We start from the raw sequence: 26,497 nt of genomic DNA, 5'->3' as shown, positions 1-26,497 counted from the left end.
AATAACATAAACCGGTCAATAAATAGAAAAAATAAGGCATTTATCTACACGATAAACGCCTTATTACAAATTAATCGCTTTCAACTACGACACGGTAATCTTAAGAGAGAAATTTTTCCCGTTTTCACCTGTAACTTTTACGACATAATTACCTGTCGGTACGGAAACTTCATTCCTTCCAAAAATATTTTGCCCGGAATGAACCAGTTTCCCGTCCACATTATATATATCCAATCTTACCGGATTTTCAGCAATCACCACGATACGATGATCCCGAGAAAAAATCCGCACTCCTTCAAGAGATTCCGTATCAAGAGCACTGACATATCGAATAGGAACGACCTGCTGCAGACGAATATCTTCGGATGATGCTCCTACCAAAAATATATAATTTCCTTCAGGCGTGTAAAATTCAGAATTGCTCTCACTCCATAAACGCAATTCTTTCTTAGGTATCCGCACCGTTATTTCCGTCTCTTGCCCTTTGGAGATATGCACACGCTTAAAACCTTTCAACTGCTTCAACGGCAAAATCGTTCCTTGATCAGGGAACTGAATATATACTTGAGCGACCTCATCACCGTCATAATTTCCCGTATTCGATACAAAGAACTTAACCGTTACATTTTCCTCATCTTGAGCTATATCCAACCCTCGATACGCAAAATCGGTATAACTCAATCCATACCCGAACGGATATAAAGGTTTTCCTTCAAAATACATATAAGTACGATTATTCCTTACATTATAATCGTCAAAAGCCGGAAGATCCGACAAACTATTATAGAATGTCAAGGGAAGACGCCCTCCCGGGTTATAATCTCCGAACAAAGCTTCAGCGACTGCTGTTCCGCCCTGCTCTCCGGGATACCAAGCATCCAATACTGCCGGAATATTTTGGTCGATCCAGTTAATAGCCAAAGAACTGCCGGCAACCAATACGACTACTGTATTCGGGTTAGCTTTATAAGCCTCTTCAATAAATATTTGCTGGTCTTCGGGCAATTCTATCGTCGACCGGTCTTGGCCTTCCCTTTCTATAGTGCGATCTATTCCCAAAACCGCAATAGTCAAATCGCTCCCCCGAATAATTTCTCCTGCATCTCCATAAGCATCGAGCAAACTTTCAGAATCTGTACTTGGGGTTCTCCAAGCCAACTTTGCGATCGCTTCACCATCATTATCGAAATACTCGGCTACCAACTTATACGCCTTGCCCTTTTCTAAATAAACACTTGCATAATCGGTTTCTTCTGCACGAATTTTCCAAGAATCGATCAACTTTTTACCGTCAAGATATAATCGGCATCCATCGTCAGACGTAAATGCGAACGTATGACGTCCCGTTTCCGGAGCAACCAGATTTCCGGTCCAACGAATCGACATTTTCCCTCTGGGAATTAAAGGATCGGAAGGCTGATTTTTCGGATCGAAAAAAATAGATTCTTCCGTATCGGTATTCGGTGTTCCCGATAAATCCATATTATCGAAATACTCGACAGTCAAACCGTCAGGGAAAGCAGACTTTCCGATCAGATTATATTCAAATGCTTTAGAAACAGGTGTTTTCCAAGCCAATTTAGCAATCGCCTCTCCTCCATCATCGAAATACTCAGCCTTCAATTCATACGTTTTCCCTTCTTCTAACGAAACGGTCACATAGTCTGTTTCCTCAGATCGGACTCTCCAAGAATCGATCAATTTTTCTCCGTTAAGATACAGGCGACATCCGTCATCCGATGTAAACGCAAACGTATATTGACCCGTAGCAGGAGCAATCAGTTCTCCCGTCCAACGAATCGACATCGGACTTCCGGGAACTAAAGGATCAGGCGGACGATTTTTGGGATCAAAAAGAAGATAGTCTTCAACACGAGTATTCGGAGTTCCTGAAAGATTTGCATTATCGAAATATTCGACTTTCAACCCGTTCGGAAAAGCAGACTTACCGATCAAGGTATATTCCAATGCAGGAGAAACCCACGGAGCATATTTCACCTCTACCTGATCCCCTATACGGGCTTTTATACCTTCCAAAACCGAGATAGGAGCATTCACAGGCGTTCCGCTATAATCCCCGAATTCACAGTTTGCAGCATTTATACCGACTACAGCTATCGATTTTATATTATCGGTCTGTATCGGCAACATATCCTTGTCATTTTTCAATAACACCAAACTTTGACGGGCTGCTTCCAATGCCAATTCGCGATGCTTTTCACACCCGACGACCGAAGGAGATATTTTATTATACGGATTCTCATTCGGATCATCGAACAACCCTAACCGCATACGACCTCTCAACACACGATACGCAGCAGAATCGATCTCGGACATGGTTACCATACCCCGATTATAAGCATTCAACAATGGAGTGATATAGACATTATCTCCACACTCCAGATCCAATCCGGCCTTTATACATAACGAGGCCGCTTCTTCATAAGTATCGACATAATGATGTTGCGATACAATATACTCGGGAGCACTGCAATCCGAAACGACATAGCCGTCAAACCCCCAGTCATCCCGTAATACATCGGTTAACAACCACTTATTCAGCGTACAAGGAATTCCGTTTACTGCATTATACGCCGACATGACACTTTGTGCCTGCCCCTCTTTAATACACTTTTCAAATGCCGGGAAATAATATTCCCGCAAATCACGTTCTGATATTACAGCATTACCACTCGCTCTATTATGCTCTTCGTTATTGGCGGCAAAATGTTTCGGAGTCGATACTACTTTAATATATTTAGGGTCATTCCCTTGAAGTCCCCGAACAAATGCTGTTCCCAGCGTACCGGTTAAAAAGGGATCTTCTCCGTATGTTTCCGGCGTACGTCCCCAACGAGGGTCTCGTGCCATATTTACCGTCGGCGACCAAAACGTCAACAAGTCACTGGCACCTGCCGTCTGATCTTTACCTTGATTCAATTCATTCCAACGTCCTCTTGCCTCATCCGAAATAGCCGTCGACACTTCTTGCAAAAAATCAGGATTCCACATACTGGCAAGACCTATAGCTTGAGGAAATACCGTAAACTTCCCGGGACGAACAACTCCGTGCAAAGCTTCGTTCCCATGATAATATTTATCGATTCCCAAGCGAGGAATAGCCGGAGATGTTGCCCGCAAAAGAGAAATCTTTTCAGAGACATTCAGGCGGGAAAGCAAATCCTTAATCCTTTCATGATGAGACAATGTCGTATCCCTGAAAGGATAATTGATTTGAGCTACGGCAAAGGAAGAAATTTGCAACAAAAGCGCTATCGCTCCGATACATTTTCTTATTTTTTGCATTTTACACCTTTTTAATATTCAAATTCATACTTGAAAAACAAATTTTTATCCGTATCCAAAATAACGATTTTTTTTAGTTTCTATTTAAAAACGTCTTTGAATAATTTTGCCCGGGATAATAGCAATGAACATTTATCCCGGGCAAATCAACTTAACGACCAACCGTATATATACAACTATTTTACAAGCACCTTATATGTCCCTACAGCACCGTTTTTATCCGTTACTTTCACGATATAGAACCCTGAAGCAGCATCGTATGTATTTGCTCCTGAAGATGCTACGGTTTCGGACATAGCCGATCCACTCAAAGTATAAACCGTTACTTTCACCGGATCTACAGTATTTACCATAATCTTTCCATTCGAAGCATATACTTCAACACCCTCTACATCTGCGGTACTCTGCGATACTCCTGAAAGTTCTTTCTTATCCAAATAAATATCGAACACATTGGCTCCTGCAGTACTACTGTTCAAGATGTTATAAACCATATACAACTGATGTTTTCCGGTCACCTCTCTCAACATTTCTCCGGCAGTATGCTTCTTGATACCCCAACTCCCGGTACCTTGTATTCTTACGCGAGCGATCGGTTCGTGACCTTCCAAAATAGACGCCAAATCAGTATCCCAAGTCTCTTTCATAATAGTAAAATCGGGATCAAGATCGATATAAAATGCAAAATTAGCCTCATCGATAGGACCTAACCAACTACTTTCAGAAGCGTGATTTACGACAATACTCTTATATTCACCATTACCGAAGTCCACTCCGTCACCCGATGCATCAAAGAAATTGATAACCGTACCATTTTTAGTATAACCGATATTACCGGCACTTTCATATTGTCCTTTAGCAAGGACTTCATAATACCATGGATTAGCTTGACCTTCAAGGCATCCTACAAATGTACAATGAAAAGCATCATCCGAAGGCAACTCATCGACTACCGTTATTCCGCACTTAAGCGATTCCGTCCAAAGGTTTCCTTTCGAAAATTCGATATTCTGCAAGTTAAAGCCTCCGCCTACCCATTTCGCAATAATCTTATGTTCCCCTGTGACTGACTTAATATTAGCGGCAAGCGGAGTGGTATTTGTCATCTGAAGGCCTGTCCAAATATTCGCTAACAGATTATCCTCAGAAACTTCATCCAAGTAAATTTCTACATAAAGATTAATATTAACATCGGCACTCCGCTTCACATAAGCTATAATCTGATCATAATCGCCATTGCCAAAATCCATGATTCCATAATCGACAATAAACCCGTCATTTGTCCATCCCCAAGAATCTCCGTCGAGTTTAGTATCGAAAAAAGGAGATTCTGCACCGGCTTCTTCACCTGTTGGGACCATAGGGACCGACTCCGTAGCCAAAAGCCGGGTAGATACCTCCTCATAACCGGGTATCATATTCGGAGTACGCAAAGCAAGTCCCCACAAATATTCATGTTCGCCTTCTTGAATAAACCGATCTGCCGGTATCGGATTTTCATAAAAATTTACAGCCCAAATATTACCCGATCCACCGATAAACGTAAGATATACTTTCTGTTTTCCGGTGGGTTTGTAATATTGCGTTTGAGCTCCTTCGAACACACCGTCATGGTTCGGACCTTTAAGATAAGCCATCGAATCGGCAAATGTATAAACAGCCTGATAACCTCCGGTTTCATCAAGTGTAATTTGAGTAAACGGAAGCGAACTTTCATAATCCTGACCGGCATGCAATATTGCCCAACCGTCCATATAATATCCATTTGCAAAAACAATACCGGCAGCAGCATATTTATCTCCGTTTTCACCGAAATCCACCTCGCCCAAATAAACTTGGGTACTCTCACTGCAATTCCCGATATTCATCGTAACCGGGTCGAATTTTCCGTCTTTCATAATTTCGACACCACTTTCCGAATTGGTCGGAATTACCAAATCCTGAGCTACCGCAGAAGCTGAAAACATCAAAATCAGCAATCCTGCTAAAAATGTATTTCTCTTTTTCATAACAAAAAAATTGAATTATTAATTATAAACTCAAGTTCCAAGGATATAACTTTCATCTTTTATACTTGCCTATTAATAGTTTTAGAACTGTCTAACAATTAACAATTAAACAGTTCCAAAACCGAATAAATCCCTATAAACCCTATTTTACAAGAACTTTATAAGTTGCAAGATTTCCGTTTTCATCCGTTATTTTCACGATATAGAACCCTGAAGCCGCATCGTAGGTATTCGTTCCCGAAGATGCTACGGTTTCGTACATAGCCGCTCCGCTTAACGTATAGACCGTTACTTTCACCGGATTTACGGTATTCACCATAATCTTTCCATTCGAAGCATATACTTCAACACCCTTTACATCAGCAGAGATATTTTGTACTCCCGTAATATCCTCTTTGTCGAAATAGATATTGAACACATTAGCGCCCGCTGAAGCATCATTTTTAATGTTATATACAATATAAAGATCATGTTTCCCGCTAAGATCTCCGGTTATCGCTCCGGCAGTATGTTTTCTTATACCCCAAGCAGTAGTGCCTTGGATTCTCACACGAGCAATCGGTTCATGACCTTCCAAAATAGATGCTAAATTAGTAGCCCAATCATCTTTAGTATATTGCATACTCGGATCAAGATCAACATAAAAATCGAAACTTGCATCTTCCAGTTCTCCCAACCAAGTTTTATCGCAAGCATGATCTACTACTATACTTTTATATTCGCCATTACCAAAGTCTATTAAAGCATCATCAGAGTTCGGATCATACAAATAAAGAACCGTACCGTTTTTAGTATAACCGATATTACCGGCACTTTCATAACGACCATTGGCAAGAACATCATATGCCCAAGGCTCGGCCGAACCTTCCACACAGCCTTCAAATTTAACACGGAACGCATTTTCCGACGGCAATTGATCTACAATCTGAACACCGCAAATCAGTCCTTCATCCCAATTAGCACCTTTACTGAATTCCACAGCCAACAAATCCGGTCCTTCACCGGCCCATTTTACCAATACTTTATGCGTTCCGGTAATCGGCTTGAAACTTTTAGCTATCGGATAGAATTCTTTCATGTGCAAATCTGCCCAAATTGAAGCAATCATGTTTTCTTCTTTTACTTCATCGATATAAACTTCAAGAAATCTCGATACACTGGGATCTGCATCTTTTTTTACATAAACAATTACCTGGTCATAACCGTTACCGAAATCAACATCTCCATAATCGGCAATAAAACCGGCCTTAAGCCAACCCCAAGCACCGCTTTCTTCATTAATCCGGACATCTTTAAATTCCGAGTCTTCTCCCATAGGAACTGCAGGAGTTGATTCTGTCGATAATTTCTTTACCGATATATCGCTATATCCCGATCTTTCTGACGGAAAACGCAAAACCGGAGCGCCCCACCAACCGGGACGACCATCCCCTTCCTGAACAAAATCCTCCGGAGACAACTGATTTTCAAAGAATTTTACAGAACGGATATTCCCGTTACCGGCAACAAAAGTAAGCCATACTTTCTGTTTCCCTATCGGCTTGACATACTGCGTACCCGGTATAGCAATACCTTCGAATACCCCATCATGATTCGGTCCTTTAAGATAGGCCATCGAATCGGCAAACGTATAGTAAATTTGATAACCATTGGTTTCATCTATAGTCATTTGAGTAAAAGGCTTCGAAGATTCATAATCCTGACCGGCATGTAAAACCGCCCAGCCATCTGTACTCCAACCATTAGCAAAAACAATTCCGGCAGCAGCATACTTATCTCCGTTCTCCCCAAAATCGACTTCACCTAAACAAATGCGAGTAGACTCACTTGTACTTTGAATACATCCCGTGAGTTTATCCAGCGTACCGCTCTCTTCGATAATAAAATCCGCAGCTTCGATAGTCAGATCTTGCGCTATCGCTGAAGTAGAAAACATCAGGGTCAACAACCCTGTAAAAAATGTACTTTTTTTCATGATAAGAAAATTGATTATTGATTTAATTCGATTAAAATTTAGCATACAATACTTTATTCTTATAAAAACATCACACCCTTGATACCTTTATAAGTACAAAAAGAAAAGAATATTCCCTAACGGACATTTTGTGTCAATGGACATTCCAACCCCATATATGACTATAGTAAGTCAAAACATCGACTACGGGCAAAAATGCACACTTATTTAATACAGATTTTCATTTAGGGATAGGATCGATCGTTCTGCACGACACATCTTCGGGCAAAAGGACAGGTTGTTCTTTTGATTGAAGATAACGCCACCCGAAAAAATTTGCGAGTAAAGTTTTTTTCATGATGTTAGTTTTTTATGTTATAGAAAAATTATCAATAGCAAATTTAATAACTCGAATCTTTTTTATATAACACAAAGCGTTCAATAAATAGCAATTTTCTGCATTTTACCCTCTTTAATCAAAGAATAAAATGCAGAAAATAAAAAAATTACTCAAATGAATCCGTTCGGAAAGGGGTAAGAGGTAATCCGTTTTCCCCGTACAAATTACACGGAGGATTATCGGCCCACCCATAACGCACTGCAATAGGCACTGTCACATCCGGAGAAGTAACCGTAATTATATCCCCTTTCACTATAGCATGAGCAGGGTAAAATTTCATATCGGGTCCGGCCATTGCAAAACCGGTAGGAGTTTCTCCTTTTATTATTATATCTTGATTAAATGATAAAATAACAGCTCCTTTCTCGATCTTAAAACTCTTGTACATCGGGATATCATATTTCCCCTTTCCATATGTATCGGCAAGTGCTAAACGTGCTAAACGCGCCCCTACTTCTTGCTTGTTTTTAGGATGAATATCATACGCTTCACCTATATCGATCGTAACGACCATTCCCGTTTTTTCAAGATGCAGAGCATTCGCCTGGGCTTCCCGAAGGTGCGCCCATGTAGAATTCGGTTGTACCTCCTGCATGTTCAAAAAATTTGCTAATTGCACAAAATAAAACGGGAAATCATTCTTCCACAAATTACGCCAATCGGTAATCATCGATTGAAATAACGGGGTATACTGAACTGCTCTTTCTACATTTGCCTCGCCCTGATACCAAATAGCTCCTTTTATAGGAAAATTCCGAAGAGGATACACCATTGCATTATAAAGCACAGAAGGATAATTCTGACTATCCGGAGAAAAGGGAACTTGAGGCTGTTGAGACAACGGTACTCCAACACGATAATTCCACATTCCTGCCAGCGATATTTTATCATTACCCGCATCTATCGACAATTCTTCCGGAGAGCCGCAAATTCCACCGGTACCACTCTGATCTTGAACCTTCACCGTAATAATGCCCTTTCCCGATTTTACTAATTCTGCCGGGACTGAGTAAGTACGTTTTACATAATAACCGTCTCCTCTGGCAATTTCTTTACCATTAAAATAGGTAATATCTTTATCGTCTATCTTTCCCAAATTCAACGTCAAAGTCTTTCCTTCCCATTCAGAAGGTATATCTACAACTTTCTGAAACCATACCGAACCGTCAAAATCAGGAAGTCCGTTATGTTCCCAAGCTCCGGGTAAATTCATCTGTTTCCAGTCGTCACCCGATTGTTCATCGGAAGTCCAGCAAGGAACATTATTTTTCATTCCCGGGTCACAGTCATTCAAACGTTTTTCCCAATCGGTCATATCATCCTGATATTTCGCCATCAACAATTCTCTGTCGGCACGACATTGTTCTATACGGGCAGCATCCTCTTCAAAACCCCATACATGCTTCAACGCTGAAAGACTCGTCCACGCTTCGGCAGGAGTACCGCCCCATGTACAATCAATAACTCCGACAGGAACTTTCAATTTTTCCCATAGATTACGAGCATAAAAATAAGCGACCGCTGAAAAATTCTCCACACTTGAAGGCGAACATTCTTTCCAACCATCACCATTTATCTCTAATTTTTCAGAAGGGACATGAGAGATTACCTTTTTAACCTGTAACAAACGGATAGAAGGATAAATCGCCTCTGCAATCTCTTTTTCATAATTCATCACTTTCCCCCAACCGGCAACCGGCATTTCCATATTCGACTGTCTGGAACAGAGCCAGACCTCACCGACCAATACGTTTTGCAAGAAAAGAGGTTCTCCGTCATCGATCGTAATCGTATACGGACCTCCGGCTTTAGGTGTCGGAACTTGAACTTCGAATTTTCCATCCGTACCGGATGTAACCCGAAAATCTTTAGAATTCCATCCGACTTTCACGACAACCTCTTTTCCGGCTGCAGATACACCGGAAATAGTAAGCATACTCTTTTGCTGAACTATCATATTGTCTGTAAAATAAGCAGGCAAAGAAATTTTTGCTTGCATCGACACAGATACACACAAAAAGAACAATAAAAACAAATACTTATTCATACAATTCCATTATCATATAACTACCCTGCAGAAAAAAATCAAATTCTTTCTGCAAGGCGATTATATATTGTTAAAACAAAATTATTTTTAAATTTTAGACAGGCTATTACAATTTTACTTTTCTTGAACGGACAGAAGCCTCTCCAGCAACCAAACCTTCCGATTTAACTTTCACCTTTATTTTTCCCGGATCGAAAGTCGTACGCACGGCAACTCTCATCAATCCGCCTTCCGCCTGCAATTCGGTGTCACCGGGTGCATGATAAGAAAGTTCCTTATTTTCTGTTACATAGAAATTATAAGATCCTTTATAAACGCCTTCTCCCTCAACTTCGAAATTGAGCAGATTATCGGCTCTCGGACACCACCGTCCCTCTTTATCGACAATCTTGGCCGTTACGATAAACGCATCGGAAGCATTTGCACGCAGAACAAACTGTTCACCGTCCGGTTTAGGCATCGGTTTCTCTATCGTTACCTCTATTGCATAGGGCTCACCTGACGATTCTATTTTTTCAGAACATACAGGTTTCTTATCGGCATCCAATCCGACAGCTTTGACAACTCCGGGAACCCACTGAATGTCTTTCCACGTACACCTGCGTGTTCGGGAATCCGGCTCAACGATTCCATAAGATTTGTCGTTAATAAACAACTCTACATACGGACAGTTACTCCATGCATCGACATCTTGAATACCGGAATAATTCCAATGGCTCTGCAAAGCGACTCCCGGTTTTTGGGAATAGGGTATCCAAAGCGCATTCTGATAAATACGATATTTCAACTTCGGAAAACGATTACCGTCCATTGCACATGAACCTAAACTTTTTTGATTGCGTTTCCCGTTCAAATATATCGTATAACCTTCGCCATACGTCTCGGCCAGCATCCAATCGATCCAACCACAAGCCTTATTATCCAAATCCTGAAGATAATTTTCGACATAATACTGCGAAAATCTTTTCTCGTTATCATAATCAAAGCGGGCAATACACCAGCTCGGGTTTCCGCTCCAATTGGTTCCATAAACTTCAGAATTGTACGAAGGATAACCTTTCATTTTTTCATAACGATTAGTATATCCGATCAAAATGGGATCTTCCTTATTCCATTTCGGAGGAAATCCATCACGATTAGACACGATACGAGGTTGGATATAATCCCATCTTCTCACCTGTTCAAGAGTATAAGAAGGGTAGTACTTCTCTCCTTCATAAGGCAAGCCGTTGTTCGATTCCCAAACGGCAACCGAAGGATGACTCCGATAAGCAATCATCACATCCCGGTCACATTCCCACTTGTAAGAAAGAGACGGTTCATCTCTCAACGCCCACTCATTATCTCCTGTATTTAAAATTACGAGAACTCCGTAAACATCGCACGCCTCGAATATCTCGGCAAAGGGAGGCTGATGCCCTACACGGTAGGCATTTCCTCCACATTTAGCAATATAGGCTATATCCTGCCACTGCAAAGATACCGGTACGGCAGAACCCAAACCCGGATAAGTATTTCTATTCCCGAATCCCCGCAATATACATTTCTCTCCGTTAACATAACAATAATCTTCATCCCAAGTAATCTCCCGTATTCCACACCGCTCGTTTTTGGTATCGGTCAACTTCCCGTTTACATATACCTGATTGGAAACCGTATATAGATACGGCTCGCCCGAACATCCCACAGGATACCACAAATGAGGGTTTTCTACAGAACCGGTACGGTCAAATAAGCGAGTTTGCCCCGGAGCAATTTCCTCGACATCCGAAAAAGACAAAACCGTACGACCTTTCTTATCTATAAGTTTAGTACGCAACTCAACAGACTGTTCTTCATCCGTAGCATTTTCTACATTAGTCTGAAAACGCATGACAGCTTTCTGAGGGTTTGCCGATACAGTACCGAAATAAGTGCCCCATTTTTTTAACGGAGTATAGCTGTTATACGGGATATGCACCTTATTCTTTTTATGCAAATAAACCGATGCGGCTATTCCACCCATTGCTTGACCGAAGCCTTCATTTTCACCAAATCCCGGCCATGCAAAAAACGTACCTTTAGAATTAGAGACTCTGACGGCAATCTGATTTTCTTCGTTCCATTTTATATAATCTGTAATATCCACGACAAAAGGCATAAAACTTCCCACATGAGTGACCGGTCCGGGTTGTTTAGCCTTGAAGTCTCCTCGAATAGCGTGACCGTTGACATAAACGATTGCACCGATATTCACACTTTTAAATTCAAGAAATATTTTTTTGTCTCTATCTTTTTCTTTAAAAAATATTTTCTTTCTATACCATGCTTCTCCCCGCCAACAACGTTCTCCGGTAGTTGCATTCAGATAGGTGTCACGTTCATTGAAACAGTGAGGCAAGCCTACAGTTTCCCATTCGCTATCGTCAAAGGCAATACCGGTCAACTCATTTTCCGACCAAATATTGCGACTGACCGGATGAACCAAAAGCTCTCCTATTTCGGCAGACAAATCTTTTTGATCAGAAGAAAGACATTTTGTAACGGTAAAACGCACATAACGGTAAGAGCCGGAAACCGGAACAGAAAATAAAGTTCTCGTAACTACGGCAACATTACCTATCGTATTATTGATCGCCTCTGTAAAAATATTTTCTTTATGCAATTCGCATTCTTGTGCAGAAAGTCCGTCAGACAATATCCGCCAATTATTATTATCATCGCTTACTTCTACCAGACAAGCGACATAGCGTACCGAGTCGCCATTGAATACTAATTTTATTCTTTCAATCGGTTTCTTTTCTAATAAATCCACAAAATAATTTTTCCCGACAAGAGGTTTTCCTGCTCCGGTATCGAATTTTCCATCGTTTATTCCAGAAACTACATCAGTTCCAGAAAGGACAGTAAGACCTGACACAAGATTACTTTCCTGCCGAATCACTTTAGAGAATTTCCAAGGCGTCTCTCCTATATTCACGGTTTGTTGGGCTCTCATTTGTCCGATAAACGAAACAAATAAAAGCATAAAAAATATCTGACAAATTTTTCTCATTTGATAAAATGATTATTGTTTTGGTATTATTATATTCCCCAACGATTATCGCATAAGAAATAATCGCATCAAGAGTATTTCCTTCTATTTATAAAAGGAAATACACAAAATAATAAACTTACTTTAGGTAAAACTGATTTTCTGTCTTTTTACAGAAGAGGCAGTTCTGATCATAACGATATAGATACCCTTTCCAGGTAACTCAAAATTACCGGATTGAAAAACTCGTTTTTGAGAAACGATTCCGCCATTAGCATTGAAAAGAGTTAATTCTCCGGCATCCTTAATCGCATAATATAATGATGAACCGGAATTCCATATTCGAATATCGTCATTTTCAGAAATGGCATCTATCCCGCTCACCTCCTCTACTTTTAATGTAGATAATGCAAACATTCCGCCTTTATTTCCGTTATCGATAGCCTGTACTCCCCACTCATATTCTCCCGCAGCTTTAATATTCATCTGATAAGAGCATCGGATAAGCTCGCCCGATATTTTTCCCACCCGCACAAATCCGGTCTGAAGATCTGCCGGGACAGTCATAAATATTTTATCAGAACCCTTTTCACGAAGATAAAAATTATATCGTAATGCTGCAGACGGAGTCACATCATCTGTCGGTGCACTCCATGTAAACGTAGCTACATCCGTACTTTTATCAAAAGAGGCAACAAGATTTGCAGGAACAGCAGGAGCTTCATTGGATTTTACACCTTTTGTCGAAGCTATATTTTTCCACAACTTCGCTTCACAACCATTCGAACACTCTCCATTAGACCAACCCATCAACCAAGCATCTAAAAATCCGTCGTTATCATAGTCGATCAGATGGTGACTTCCATGTGTTATCCGGCTGAAATGTCCTTTTTTACCGAACGGATCATCGTAATGTGCTCCATATACAGCAAAATCAAAGTCTCCTTGATTGATATACAACCAAGTCGTGTGTTCATGCTCCGCACCATGTCCTCCGACCAAAATATCGGTCAGACCATCCTGATTTACATCCCCGAAAGATAATTGTCCGCCATCGATCCCTTCCAAAATTGCCACATCGACTTTTTCAAATTTTCGATCACCGAGATTTTTATAAAAATAAAACTGCTTGGTTTTAGTATTAAAATAATATCCAGGAACTACAAGATCGGGCAAACCGTCGTTATTCAAATCGCAAATTCCGCATGAAGAATCATTTACCCCCAAGAAGGTCTGGTCACTTTCTGTAAATGTTCCGTTTCCATTGTTCCAATAAATATGCAATTCCGAATTTCGAGAAAGACCGTATCCTGAAGACATAATATCCAACCATCCGTCACCGTCCAAATCAGAAAAACAAACACTACCGTCTGTCTCTCCATGAAACGCACCTCCGCCTTTCAACGGAGATGATTGTAACTCAAAACGCTCTCCATTTATATTTTTATACAAATAAACAACCCTTACGGCATCCTCAGGATGTTCCGAATCAGGACGTGCACAATCATCGAAACCGGTCATAATAATATCGACATACCCGTCATTATTATAGTCGCCGACTGAAACCCAATTATGCCCCTTACCTCCGGTTTTACCATTATATATCGGTAATATCCCCGTCTCCGATTCAGGAATTTCCTCAAAAGTAACTGTCCCGTCAGAAGCTATTCCCCGATTGATATACAAATGAGTCTTTATTTGATCAAATTGAGTATCCCCATCCAACCAGGCATAATTCCAATCATTCAAACCCGGAAGAAGAAGATCCAACAAACCGTCATTATTCATATCAAACCATACCGGACAAGAAAATGCCGTACCCTCAAAAGGAGACTCAAGTCGGGTAAATGTACCGTCCCCGTTGTTCTTATAAAAATTAGACTGGATTTTCGATGCATGGATATGCTCGTTCTTGTCACTATAAAAAAGATCTAAATACCCGTCATTATTATAATCTCCCCATGCACTTCCGGTATATGTTGCATGATAAAAACAACCGGCAGGATTCGTTCCTTTATTGCCGCCTACAGCAGCCTGTTTAGGGACAGGATTCTCCACTTCTTCAAATTTCACATTCGCAACATCTCCCGCAACCTGAGCTTGTAACAGCATATGGCTACAAAAAATTCCGCCCCATAGCAAAATTTCCTTTATCAACCTATTTTTCATGATGTTAGTTTATTATTGACATAGAATAAAATTATCACGATAAAGATACTTATTCATTATCTTTTTTTATAGCACAAATCGTTCAATAAATAGAAATCTCGAATTAATAAAGCTATACTTTACCCCTACAACTATTTTTAAGTGCTTAAAGTCTGTCTAAATTTTCTTATCGGAAATTTTAGACAGACTCCCAATCCAATATATAGAAGATTAAATCCTACTTTCGGTTTTCACCGACAAAACGGCAACCAATATTGTCTAAATTCCAAGTCTCCATCCATGGAATCGTGAGATTTTCACCTTCAAAAACGATTGGTAACCAAATATATCTCGAATCGATCAAATTTGTTTTATTCCACTTGTCAAACATCATTATATAGCCATCTTTCTTTCCGTTTACCGGCAAAATGAAAGTGCTTTGTCCGTAAAAAGTTTTATCGGCATCTTTCCCCCGACAAGGATTTTCGACAGCTTTCCACGGCCCTAATATCGATTCAGCCACAGCATACTCCGCCTCGTTAGGATCCCATCCTGTACAACCAGAAGTAACCATATAGTATTTACCATTTCTCTTAAATATGGCCGGAGCTTCTCTAAACTTATTCGGGAAATTTCTCGTATAAGTCCCTGAATGATCTAAGTAATCATCAGTCAACAAACTAATATAAAGAGTTGCATTTCCTTCTGACGAATAAATATGATATGCCTTCCCATCATCATCTTTAAATAAGGTCATATCCCTACTGATCTGTCCATTAGGATGCATAGATCTTAAATATGTAAATTTTCCGGTAGGAGAATCACTAACAGCAACACCAGCCGCTGCCTTCCAATAATTATAACTGTCTATATGCATCCACATAACGAATTTTCCGGTTTCATCATTATATATGACTTTCGGACGTTCTATAACCATGGATGGATGGATGTCGGAATGAGGATTAAGTGTATCCGGTTCCAATACAATGCCTTCGAATTTCCAATTATATAAATCTTTCGAAGAATAACATGAGACACCGCCAGCTTCGGTCCTGTAACAATCCCAATCAACACCGGGAGAGCGATATGTATGCTCACCCTTATACTCCCCATACCAATAATATGTCCCGTCATGATACAAGACACCTCCACCATGCGCATTTATCGGATTTCCATCCGTATCTTTCCACTCTTTTCCCGGCATAATACTTTGAGCATAGCACGAGAAAACCGAGCATACACATAGGCATGCTAATAACAAACAAAAATTTTTCATATTTTTAAGATTACATGTGTCTAATAATTACGCTACGGCTAAGAAGATTGCCGCTGCTGTTTTTCAAACTCTTTTGGTGTCATACCGAACTGTTTTTGAAATAATTTTATAAAATACGACGGAGAATTAATTCCGACAAGGAAACATATTTCACCTATTCTATGGCGTCCATCAATGATCAGTTCCGTTGCTTTTTTAAGACGGATCAACCGGATAAAATCGGCCGGAGAAGTTCCGGCAATAACTTTAATTTTACGATGAAGACTCGAACGACTCATAAAAACTATTTCGGATAATCGCTCTACCCCAAAATTCGGATCTGTTATATTATCTTCTATAATACCGATCAACTTATTCATCAGCTCCTCATCGGCTTTACTCATTCCCATAGAAGTAACCGGCAAGAAAGGTTTTCTCATAAATGCTTCTTTCTCCCTCTTCCTATTATCGAACAAAGACGTCAACTGAGCCAATAAATACTGGAAAGAAAAAGGCTTCTCTATATATACATCAGCACCCATCTTCAACCCTTCGATCTTACTATCCAAATCATTTTTAGCCGTGAGCAAAACGACAGGAATATGACAGAACTCGATATTAGATTTAATATTCCGACAAAGTTCAAATCCGTCCATTTCAGGCATTATTATATCGGAAACAACAAGATCAATATTTTTCTCTTCTAATATTTTTAAAGCCTCGACACCATTCTGAGCCTGTTCTACGATAAATTGTTGCTTCAATTTATCCACCATAAAATGAAGCAATTCTACGTTATCTTCCACGATGAGAACTACTTCTGTGTTTTGCTTTTCATCATCTATGACACTATCTTCCGGCAAAAAGTCTTCATTCAAAGATAATGTATCACTCTTTTCTACATTTTGCGCCACAGGAAGTCTCAGTACAAAACAATTCATCCCATCCCGTTCTTCAAGAATAAGAGAGCCATGATGAAGCTCACTCAAAGATCTGGCTAACGATAAACCGATACCCGAACTCGAAAGAGCATTCGCATCCTTTTTCATTTGATAAAACGGATCGAAAATCTTTTCTCTCAACTCAGCAGGTACTAATTGTCCGTCATTCAAAAAAACAATTTTAAAATCAGGTTCTCCCGGTTCAACTTTTATTATAATCTTATCATCCGAATACCGGATTGCATTCGAAAATAAATTATTCAAAATCTTTATAAGAGAACTACGGTCTGCCAAAACATAAATATCGAATTCCGGTAAAATAAGTTCCATATGCCGATTTTCCGATAAAGCCATTGCTTCAAAGCGTTGATACTCATCTTTCAATATATCCACGACATTCAGAGATACAAAATTCATCTGCATTTGATTACCGTCCATTTTTCTAAAATCCAGTAACTGATTGATCAACGCCAACAGTTCCGAAGTATTCCGGCTCATTATCTGAAGATTCTTTTTTATTTCGGGATCGGTAATATTCATTTCCAACATCGATTCCAACGGTCCGTTAATCAAAGTTACCGGTGTACGTATCTCGTGAGCAATATGTGTAAAAAAATCGATTTTTGAACTATATAGTTCTTTCTCTTTTTCACTTTCAAACAACTGCTGTTTTTCTGCTGATTTTATTTCACTCCTACTCTTATACCAACGGAACCATAAATAAAATATCAACACAGCCAAAATACAATAGATAACATACGCCAACGGGCTTTTCCACCAAGGAGGTAAAACCGTTATTTCCACTACAGCTCCGCTCTCATTCCACAATCCGTCATTATTAGCTCCTTTTACCCGGAAAGTGTATTTTCCCGGAGGAATATTCGCATAAGAAACATTATGATTATCACGTGTATATACCCAATCATCATCGATATTATCCATTTTATAGGCATACACATTAGCCGACGGAGACACATAACTCAATGTCACAAACTCAAAACCGATACTCGCCTGATCATAATTCAACGTTATCTTGTCGGTATATAAGATGCTTTTTTGCAAAGGTGAATTTTCTGAACGTGGTGTAACCTCCTTATTCCCGATCAATAACTTCGTAATAAAAACCGAAGGTATACAACTATTTTTTTGCATCTGATAAGGATCAAAAGAAATCAAACCTTCAGAACTTCCAAAATAGAATATCCCCGACGAACTCACAAATGCCGATTTATAATTAAACTGGTCTCCCGGCAAGCCGTTATCGGTAGTAAACACTTCACTCTGCCCTGTTTCGGGATCAAACTTTACCAATCCTTTATTAGTCCCGAACCATAAATTACGATTTTTATCTTCCAATATCTTATACGCTGTATCGTCAGGCAATCCTTGTTTTTCAGAAAATGTCGTAAAATTATCTTCTGTCTTATTATATCGACATACCCCTCCCCGATCTGTAGAAAACCAAATTTCTCCGGAAGAAGTCTCCTTAATATTGCTAACAGAATTAGAACTCAAACTTACATCATCTCCTTCACGATGCATATAATGCTTGATTTTTCTATCCTCAGGATTATATTTATAAACGCCATTTCCCATTGTCGCTACCCAAATATATCCGTCAGAATCTTCTATTATGTCGAATATATAGCTCAGTCCGAATTGAGGTAGTCGGGTAAAGGTCATAGTTTTTTTATCTCCGACATATACCCCCCAAGCATTACCGATCCAGATTTTACCTTTACGGTCTTCACATAAAGCATATATACTGGCTTCATTCAATCCCAACTGTTCTCCGGAATAATGACGGACTGAGAAATTTCTCCGATCGATCATATCAAGACCATTCTTAAAAGATCCCGCCCATATATAATTTTTATCGGCCAAAAGAGCCAATGACTTCTCACAAACCGATTTAGGTCCTACATCCCTTCCTATTTTCTTAAATACACCGGTATGAGGATCATAAATATTGATGCCGGCATCTTCTGTACCGACCCATATATTTCCTTCTTCATCTTCCACAAGCTCTCTCACTCGTTTGCTACTGATCGTATAGGGTCTACTCAAAGGTATATGTCTTGTAAACTCTATTCCTCTTTGAGGACAGTAATTCACTCCCCCCAAATTAGTCCCGATCCATATACCGTTTTCTCTGTCCCGATAAATTCGTCCGATCTGATTATCAGATAATGAATAAGAGCACATCGGATCATTATAGATATGTGATATTTTGTTTTTCAATTCGTTAATAACATAAACGCCCGACTGAGTTCCCACCCATAATTCATCGTCAAAACAAGCTACATCACGAATAATCTTATAATGTACTTCAGGAGCATTGACGTCTGTCAAAGTATTTTTTCGCTTATTCAGTTTTCTCAACTTTCCTTCATGTATTCCGATTACCAACTCATCACCGTAATCACACATTTTGTAAATATTCTCTCCGAACAAGGTTTCACCGGAATTATCACCCAGATATTGGGTAAATTTGTCATTCTCCCTATTATAAAGGTAAACACCCTTACCATTTGTCCCTACCCATAATCGTCCGCTTCGATCTACACAGAGACATTGAGGATTACCTTGATCGGGAAGTTTAGGATCTCCGAAAGGATAATGCACCAACCCGTCACTATCATAGCGGAATAAACCTTGATTAGGTAAAACAATCCAGATATTTCCGTCGGCATCTTCCCTTATATCCGACACCCAATCTTTCATTTTTATTCCGCTCTTTGTCGAGTCATTGACAAAAGTAAAAGTCTCATAAACCGGATTGAAAATAAAGATTCCCTTATCCGTACCTATCCAAAGATGTTTATTTTTATCTTCATAAAGCGACGAAATATTATTGTTTCGTTTGTTAGCTACAGAATCGTAACAATCAAATACCTGAATGGAATTTCCATCGAATCGGTTCAATTTATTCCGGGTTCCAAACCACATAAAGCCTTCGCTATCTTGTAATATAGCTTTAATATCGGTCTGTGAAAGGCCATCATGACCGTTTATGATGGTAAAATAATATTTAAACGAATAATCCTGAGCCTGCAAGGTAATCAGACTTAACAAACCAATTATTCCTAAAAGATACCTCTTCATGGTATTCATAAATTTTGCTTTTTGCAAATGTATATATAAAAAAACAAACATATATTCCAAAAAATAACAATCTGGTCGAAATTACAATATCTCAAACGCCTCATTACGGTATAAATGAAACAAATCTTTCAAAAATTGACACTCCTATTACAAGAACACTTATCGATTCACTCTATATTTGTAATATAATTTAAATATTGAATATCATGCTTAAATACAGGTTATCTTTATTCTTATTTACATTTTTAATTATTCAATCATCCGCTCAACTCAGAGATCGGATTTCCCTATCGGGAGAGTGGCAATTTTTTAAAGGCGACACCGAGATTTCATCTCAAGTCGAACATGTAACCGTCCCACATAGCTGGAATGCACAAGACGGGACAACGGCAGATTATTATCGAGGCAAAGGAACCTATCGATATAACTTCGATTTGCCTAAAAACACGAAAAAAAAACGTGTATTCCTCAGATTCGAAGCGGTCAGCCAAGAAGCAGATGTATTCCTGAACGGGCAATATCTCGGTAATCACAAAGGGGCTTTCAATGCCTTCTGCTTCGAAATCACCCCATATCTTAAAAAGAAAGACAACGAGCTGATCGTTAAGGCCAATAATATTCTCAACCCCGATATAGCACCTCTATCCGGAGATTTTACTATATTCGGAGGCATATATCGTCCCGTATCTCTTCTCATTCTTCCTCAAACATGTATAACACCGCTTGATTACGCCTCATCGGGGATTTATATAAAACAGACAGAAATACAGGATCATAAAGCAACCATAGATATTACCACAAAAATCGATGGGGATATATCCGGGAATAAAAAACTGCGACTCCGCACGTCTGTTTTCGATCCGACCGGTAAACTCGTAACAACCTCAGAGAACGAAGAAATCAGAGCTTCGGAAAACACGGTAGCTATCGATCAAAGAATATATTTAGACAACCCTATTTTATGGAACGGGAAAGCGGCTCCAAACCAATATCGTTTCTTCTGTGAGTTACTACAAGGGAAAAAAGTCATTGATACCTTATCGGTGTATACAGGACTACGTTATTTTAAGGTCGATCCCCAAAAAGGATTTTTCCTGAACGGGAAATCTTACCAGATAAGAGGGGTAAACCGCCATCAAGACCGACCCGGAAAAGGCTGGGCAATCAGTGAAAAAGATCACCAAGAAGATATGCAACTCATCAAAGAAATAGGAGCAAACGGAGTAAGACTTGCACATTATCCCCACTCCGATTACTTTTATTCTCTATGTGATAAAGAAGGTTTGTTGGTTTGGGCCGAAATACCTTTTATAGGAAATGGAACTGAATCGACTGCATTTGAAGAAAATCTGAAACAACAATTGACCGAACTCATTCGCCAAAACTTCAATCACCCTTCGATATTCTGCTGGAGTCTTTTCAACGAATTGGCAAAAGGGAATCCGGAAAAACTGGTTGCAGAGCTGAACGATCTCGCACACAAAGAAGATCCTACCCGCCTTACCGTAGCAGCGGCTAACATTGAAGGACGTCCCGAAAATAAAATTACCGATATTATGGCATTCAATACCTATCCGGGGTGGTATTGGGCAGAACCTGAGACAATGGGACCATCGATCGATTGGAAAAAAGATGAAAAAAGAGGCGTTTGCATCAGTGAATACGGAGCTGGAGCAAGCATCAAGCATCATCAACAGCGAATGAAGAAAGCTCCGAAATGTGAAGGGGATTTTCATCCCGAAGAATGGCAAGCGATCGTTCATGAAGGGAATTATAAAGAAATCGATAAAAGAGACTTCGTTTGGGGTTCTTTTGTTTGGAACATGTTCGACTTCGCCAGCGGCGGACGGAAAGAAGGAGATACTTATGGTATGAATGACAAAGGATTAGTTACATACGACCGAAAGACTCCGAAAGATGCATTTTATTTTTATAAAGCAAACTGGTCGGAAAAACCGGTCCTACATATTACGAGCAAACGTCATATCGAACGGACAGAACCGGAAACCGATATAAAAATATACTCGAACTGTTCAGATATCACTCTATACGTAAACGGGATGAAATATGCTGGAAATAGAGGAGATCACAATATCTTTATCTGGAAAAACATCCGATTACAACCCGGGAAAAATAAAATCCGCGTAACCGGGACATTCGATAAAGAAACCATAACAGACCAATGTGAATGGATCTTGAAAAACTGAAATTCTCAATATTAATAATCAAACACAACAACATGAAGAAGACATCTTTCCTTATTCTGCTTTCGCTATCGGTTTCTTTCTTTTGCTCAGGAAAGAAAAGTGCAGTTGATTATGTCAATCCGATGATTGGAACTGCACTGAAAGGAGAAGGCGGAACATCTCCATTTGTCGGCACACCTTTCGCCATGACTAAATTTATGCCGCAAACCCGCGAAAACAAAATGGGGACCATGGCTTACGTTTATGATGATAAATCTATCATGGGATTTTTGGCATCCCACCAACCGACCGTATGGATGGGAGATTACGGCTACGTCTCTTTGATGCCGCAAATAGGAGAAAAAATAAAAGTATTGCCAGAAGATAGACAGATAATTTTCGACCATAAGCAGGAAAAAGCAACACCTTATTACTATTCTATAAACCTGCCTTCAGAAAATAAAAAGAATATCAAGGCCGAAATAAGCGCTGCAAGTCGCTGTGCTTTATTCCGTTTTACATTTCCTAAAAGTAATAATGCCCGTCTGATCATACAAGGAATCAATCTGAATCCAAAACTCAATGATTGGTGCAATGATTACGGACCACGACTGCAAAAAATAAAAGGATGGATCAAAATCGACCCTGATAAAAACGAAATTGTCGGCTATAATCCCGATCGGCAGGCTGCGCAAATCGGTCCTGAACTACCGAATTTCAAAGGCTATTTTATCATTCGCTTCAACAAAAAAATACAAAATTTCGGAACATGGAGCGAATCTGAGATTTTTAAAGGGAAAACAGAACAAACCGGAACTCGAATGGGTGCATACGTAGAATTTGCCACCGCTAATAAGGAACAAGTCTTAGCACAAATTTCTACATCGTTTATCAGTTTAGAACAAGCCCGTATCAACATGGAGAAAGAGTTACCCGACTGGGATTTCGATCGGCTTTGCCAAATGACAAAACAGGCTTGGAACGATAAACTTTCGAAGATAGAAGTCTCCGGCATCGAAGATAATGATAAAAGTATTTTCTACACTGCATTATACCATTGTTACTTATTTCCTCGTGAATTTTCGGAATATGGTAAATATTACAGTGCTTTCGATGACAAAGTACACGAAGGAATTTCCTACAATGACTATTCGCTATGGGATACATTTCGTGCATTTCATCCGCTTATGACATTGCTGGAACCCGAATTGACAGGCAATTGGATTACCGGACTTCTGCAAATGTATAAAGAAGGCGGATGGATGCCAATGTGGCCGAATCCTTCATATACGAACATTATGATAGGAACACATGCCGATGCCCTTATTGCAGACGCATATATGAAAGGAATACGTAATTATGATACCGATCTGGCTTATGAAGCTATGCGAAAAAACGCTATGGTTCCACCAGACTGCGATACACAAAGGCGCTATGGAGACCGCGACCGATGGACCTCTTTCGAGGCAAGAGCAGGTGCCAGTTTTTATCACACAATCGGATATGTACCCGACGATAAAACAGCCGAATCGGTATCTCGTACATTAGAATATGCTTACGATGATTGGTGTATCGCACAAGTAGCAAAAGAAATGGGTAAAATGGATGATTATAAATCCCTCATGCAATGGTCTCAAAACTACAAAAACATCTATAATACAGAAAAAGGGTTTATGCTCCCCCGCAAATATAACGGAGAATGGATCGATCTGGATGATCATAACCGACACGGATTTACCGAAGGATCAAAATGGACTTATCTGTTTTGTGTTCTTCAAGATATTCCCGGAATGATCGAAATGATGGGCGGAAAAGATGCGTTTGTAGCGAAACTCGACCGAAACTTCAATGAAGACCACTACCGTCACGATAATGAACCGGGACATCACTATATTTATTTATATAATTATTGCGGACAGCCTTGGAAAACACAAGAATTAATACGCAAACATACCCGTATCAATTATCGTAATACCCCCGACGGAGTAAATGGGAATGATGACTGCGGACAAATGTCGGCATGGTATATTTTCTCAGTTATGGGATTCTATCCTGTAACACCCGGAAGCAATGAGTTTGCGATAGGAGCGCCGCAGTTCCCTGAAACCCGGATAACTTTGAACGTAAACGGGAAAAATAAAACATTAACGATAAAAGCGGAAAATCTTTCGGAAAAGAATAAATATATTCGTGAAATATTTATTGACAACAAACAGTTGAACCGACCATTCATCAACTATTTTGATTTAATCAATGCCGAAACAATACGATTCGTTATGACCGATAAGCCATCGAATTTATAAACACTCTAAAAATAACATTATGATAAAAACAAAAAAAATATTGGGTTTAAGCTTATTCTTGTCGACATTTTATTTATCTGAAGTTCAAGCCGAATCCCCTGCGTATGCCGTACAAGATAACACAACGGTATATCAATCTAAACGTCCGGATTCCCGATTGTTCGTTTCACAAACCGTAGATAACGAAATCGACAGAGTCAGTAAAATGCTGAAAAACAAAAAACTGGCATGGATGTTCTCTAACTGCCTGCCAAATACGCTCGACACGACTATACATTACAGAACTCAGGATGGAGAAGACGACACCTTTGTATATACCGGCGACATACATGCCATGTGGTTGAGAGACTCCGGTGCTCAAGTATGGCCTTATCTTCGATTCGCCCAACAAGACAAAAAGCTGCAAAAGATGCTGAAAGGTGTAATCCGACGACAAATTAAATGTATTCTCTTCGATCCTTATGCCAATGCTTTTAACGATGGGCCTACAGGAGGGTATTGGATGAGCGACAATACAAAAATGAAACCGGAGTTACATGAACGCAAATGGGAGATAGATTCTCTATGCTATCCGATACGATTGGCATACGAATACTGGAAAGTAACAGGAGATACATCTGTTTTTGATGATAAATGGGTTAAAGCCGTTACTTCTATTTTACAAACATTCAAAGAACAACAGCGGAAAAACGGACTCGGTCCGTACTCATTCATGAGAAAAACCGAAAGAGCTTCCGATACGATGCTCAACGGAGGATACGGACATCCGGTAAAACCGGTCGGACTGATCGCTTCGGCTTTTCGTCCTTCAGATGACGCAACGACATTCTTATTCCTCGTGCCTTCTAACTTTTTCGCGGTAACCTCATTAAAAAAAGCGGCAGAAATACTTGAAAAAGTAAACGGAGAGAAACAACTGGCAGATCAATGTAAAGATCTGGCAAAAGAGGTTAGTGACGCTTTAAAGAAATATGCCGTTCATAAACATCCCAAATACGGAAAAATATACGCTTTCGAAGTGGATGGTTTCGGTAACCAGCTACTTATGGACGATGCGAATGTCCCCAGTTTGTTGGCAATGGCTTATTTGGGAGATGTCGATATAAAAGACCCGATCTACCAAAATACACGCAGGTTTGTATGGAGCGAAGATAATCCATATTTTTTCAAAGGTAAAGCCGGTGAAGGAATCGGAGGACCGCATATCGGATATAATATGATCTGGCCTATGAGCATTATGATGAAAGCTTTTACAAGCCGAGACGATAAAGAAATAAAAGAATGTATCATTCAATTGCTAAAGACCGATGCAAATACCGGATTTATGCACGAATCTTTTCATAAAGATAATCCATCCGATTATACCCGTTCATGGTTTGCTTGGCAAAATTCTCTATTCGGAGAACTTATTCTCAAATTAATCGATGACGGAAAGATTGATTTATTAAACAGTATTCCAGAAATCAGCTAAAACTCTCATTAAAAGCGGACTTATCTTTTGTCCGCTTTTAATTTATCCGTCAAATTGAACGAAATTTTCTATTTTTTGAACGACATGTACAATAAAAAGCTGATAAAATAGAATATATTTGTGACGTGTTAGTTGTAATAATATCTGATATGAAAATTAGATACGAGAGGTGGAAATGTGTCTGATTAGACGTTCGTTTAATCAAATAAAAAAATCCTCTCTCTTTTTAGAATCTGATTTCATATTAAATAGATATTATTAAGCGACATAGAAAAATTATCAATCCGTCCCTTTTGTTGTCTATTTAAACGAACGTTTTCTTAGACAGCGAAAGGGACTTCTATTTTTCGGAATCTCCC

General features: G+C 39.5%; 11 protein-coding genes. 3 read left to right on the top strand and 8 right to left on the bottom strand.

Annotated features, from left to right (window positions below; genetic code table 11):
- Positions 1-84: 84 nt before the first annotated feature.
- From AC0UMU_RS07310 to AC0UMU_RS07275, 8 genes are all read right to left on the bottom strand, one after another.
- Positions 85-3,306, bottom strand: a complete 3,222-nt coding sequence (locus tag AC0UMU_RS07310) for a glycoside hydrolase family 3 C-terminal domain-containing protein (RefSeq protein WP_473979905.1) — start codon at positions 3,304-3,306, stop codon at positions 85-87.
- Between the two features lie 176 nt (positions 3,307-3,482).
- Positions 3,483-5,315: a T9SS type A sorting domain-containing protein gene (locus tag AC0UMU_RS07305; RefSeq protein ID WP_288641208.1), complete on the bottom strand. Its 1,833-nt coding sequence runs from the start codon at positions 5,313-5,315 to the stop codon at positions 3,483-3,485.
- 142 nt (positions 5,316-5,457) lie between these two features.
- Entirely contained in the window at positions 5,458-7,290 is a 1,833-nt protein-coding gene (locus AC0UMU_RS07300; RefSeq protein WP_288641207.1) for a T9SS type A sorting domain-containing protein, read from the bottom strand.
- 485 nt (positions 7,291-7,775) lie between these two features.
- A complete protein-coding gene (locus AC0UMU_RS07295; RefSeq protein WP_473979904.1) occupies positions 7,776-9,716 on the bottom strand; it encodes a sialate O-acetylesterase in 1,941 nt (646 codons plus the stop codon).
- Positions 9,717-9,822: 106 nt separating this feature from the next.
- On the bottom strand, positions 9,823-12,750 hold the full coding sequence (locus tag AC0UMU_RS07290; RefSeq protein WP_288641204.1) for a DUF4982 domain-containing protein: 2,928 nt from the start codon (positions 12,748-12,750) through the stop codon (positions 9,823-9,825).
- A gap of 123 nt (positions 12,751-12,873) precedes the next feature.
- Positions 12,874-14,898, bottom strand: coding sequence for an FG-GAP repeat domain-containing protein (locus tag AC0UMU_RS07285; protein WP_288641202.1), 2,025 nt, complete (start codon positions 14,896-14,898; stop codon positions 12,874-12,876).
- A 217-nt stretch (positions 14,899-15,115) separates the two neighbouring features.
- Positions 15,116-16,153 carry a glycoside hydrolase family 43 protein gene (locus AC0UMU_RS07280; RefSeq protein WP_022390976.1) on the bottom strand — a complete coding sequence of 346 codons (1,038 nt, stop codon included), beginning with the start codon at positions 16,151-16,153 and terminating at the stop codon, positions 15,116-15,118.
- Positions 16,154-16,191: 38 nt separating this feature from the next.
- Positions 16,192-20,187 carry a hybrid sensor histidine kinase/response regulator transcription factor gene (locus AC0UMU_RS07275; RefSeq protein WP_288641200.1) on the bottom strand — a complete coding sequence of 1,332 codons (3,996 nt, stop codon included), beginning with the start codon at positions 20,185-20,187 and terminating at the stop codon, positions 16,192-16,194.
- A 197-nt stretch (positions 20,188-20,384) separates the two neighbouring features.
- On the opposite strand from AC0UMU_RS07275, the gene AC0UMU_RS07270 reads away from it, so the two are divergent.
- Genes AC0UMU_RS07270 through AC0UMU_RS07260 form a run of 3 tightly spaced genes read left to right on the top strand, consistent with a single transcriptional unit; the run spans position 20,385 to position 26,138 of the window.
- Positions 20,385-22,385, top strand: coding sequence for a glycoside hydrolase family 2 protein (locus AC0UMU_RS07270; protein ID WP_009318624.1), 2,001 nt, complete (start codon positions 20,385-20,387; stop codon positions 22,383-22,385).
- Between the two features lie 32 nt (positions 22,386-22,417).
- Positions 22,418-24,667 (top strand): GH92 family glycosyl hydrolase, encoded by a 2,250-nt coding sequence (locus tag AC0UMU_RS07265; RefSeq protein WP_278584919.1) that lies wholly within the window; start codon positions 22,418-22,420, stop codon positions 24,665-24,667.
- A gap of 19 nt (positions 24,668-24,686) precedes the next feature.
- On the top strand, positions 24,687-26,138 hold the full coding sequence (locus AC0UMU_RS07260) for a glycoside hydrolase family 125 protein (RefSeq protein ID WP_022600365.1): 1,452 nt from the start codon (positions 24,687-24,689) through the stop codon (positions 26,136-26,138).
- The last annotated feature ends 359 nt before the right edge of the window (positions 26,139-26,497 follow it).

The sequence above is a fragment of the Coprobacter fastidiosus genome (assembly GCF_982245605.1).
The sequence above is the reverse complement of the archived record's forward strand: the minus strand, read 5'-3'. Positions and strand labels throughout refer to the sequence as shown.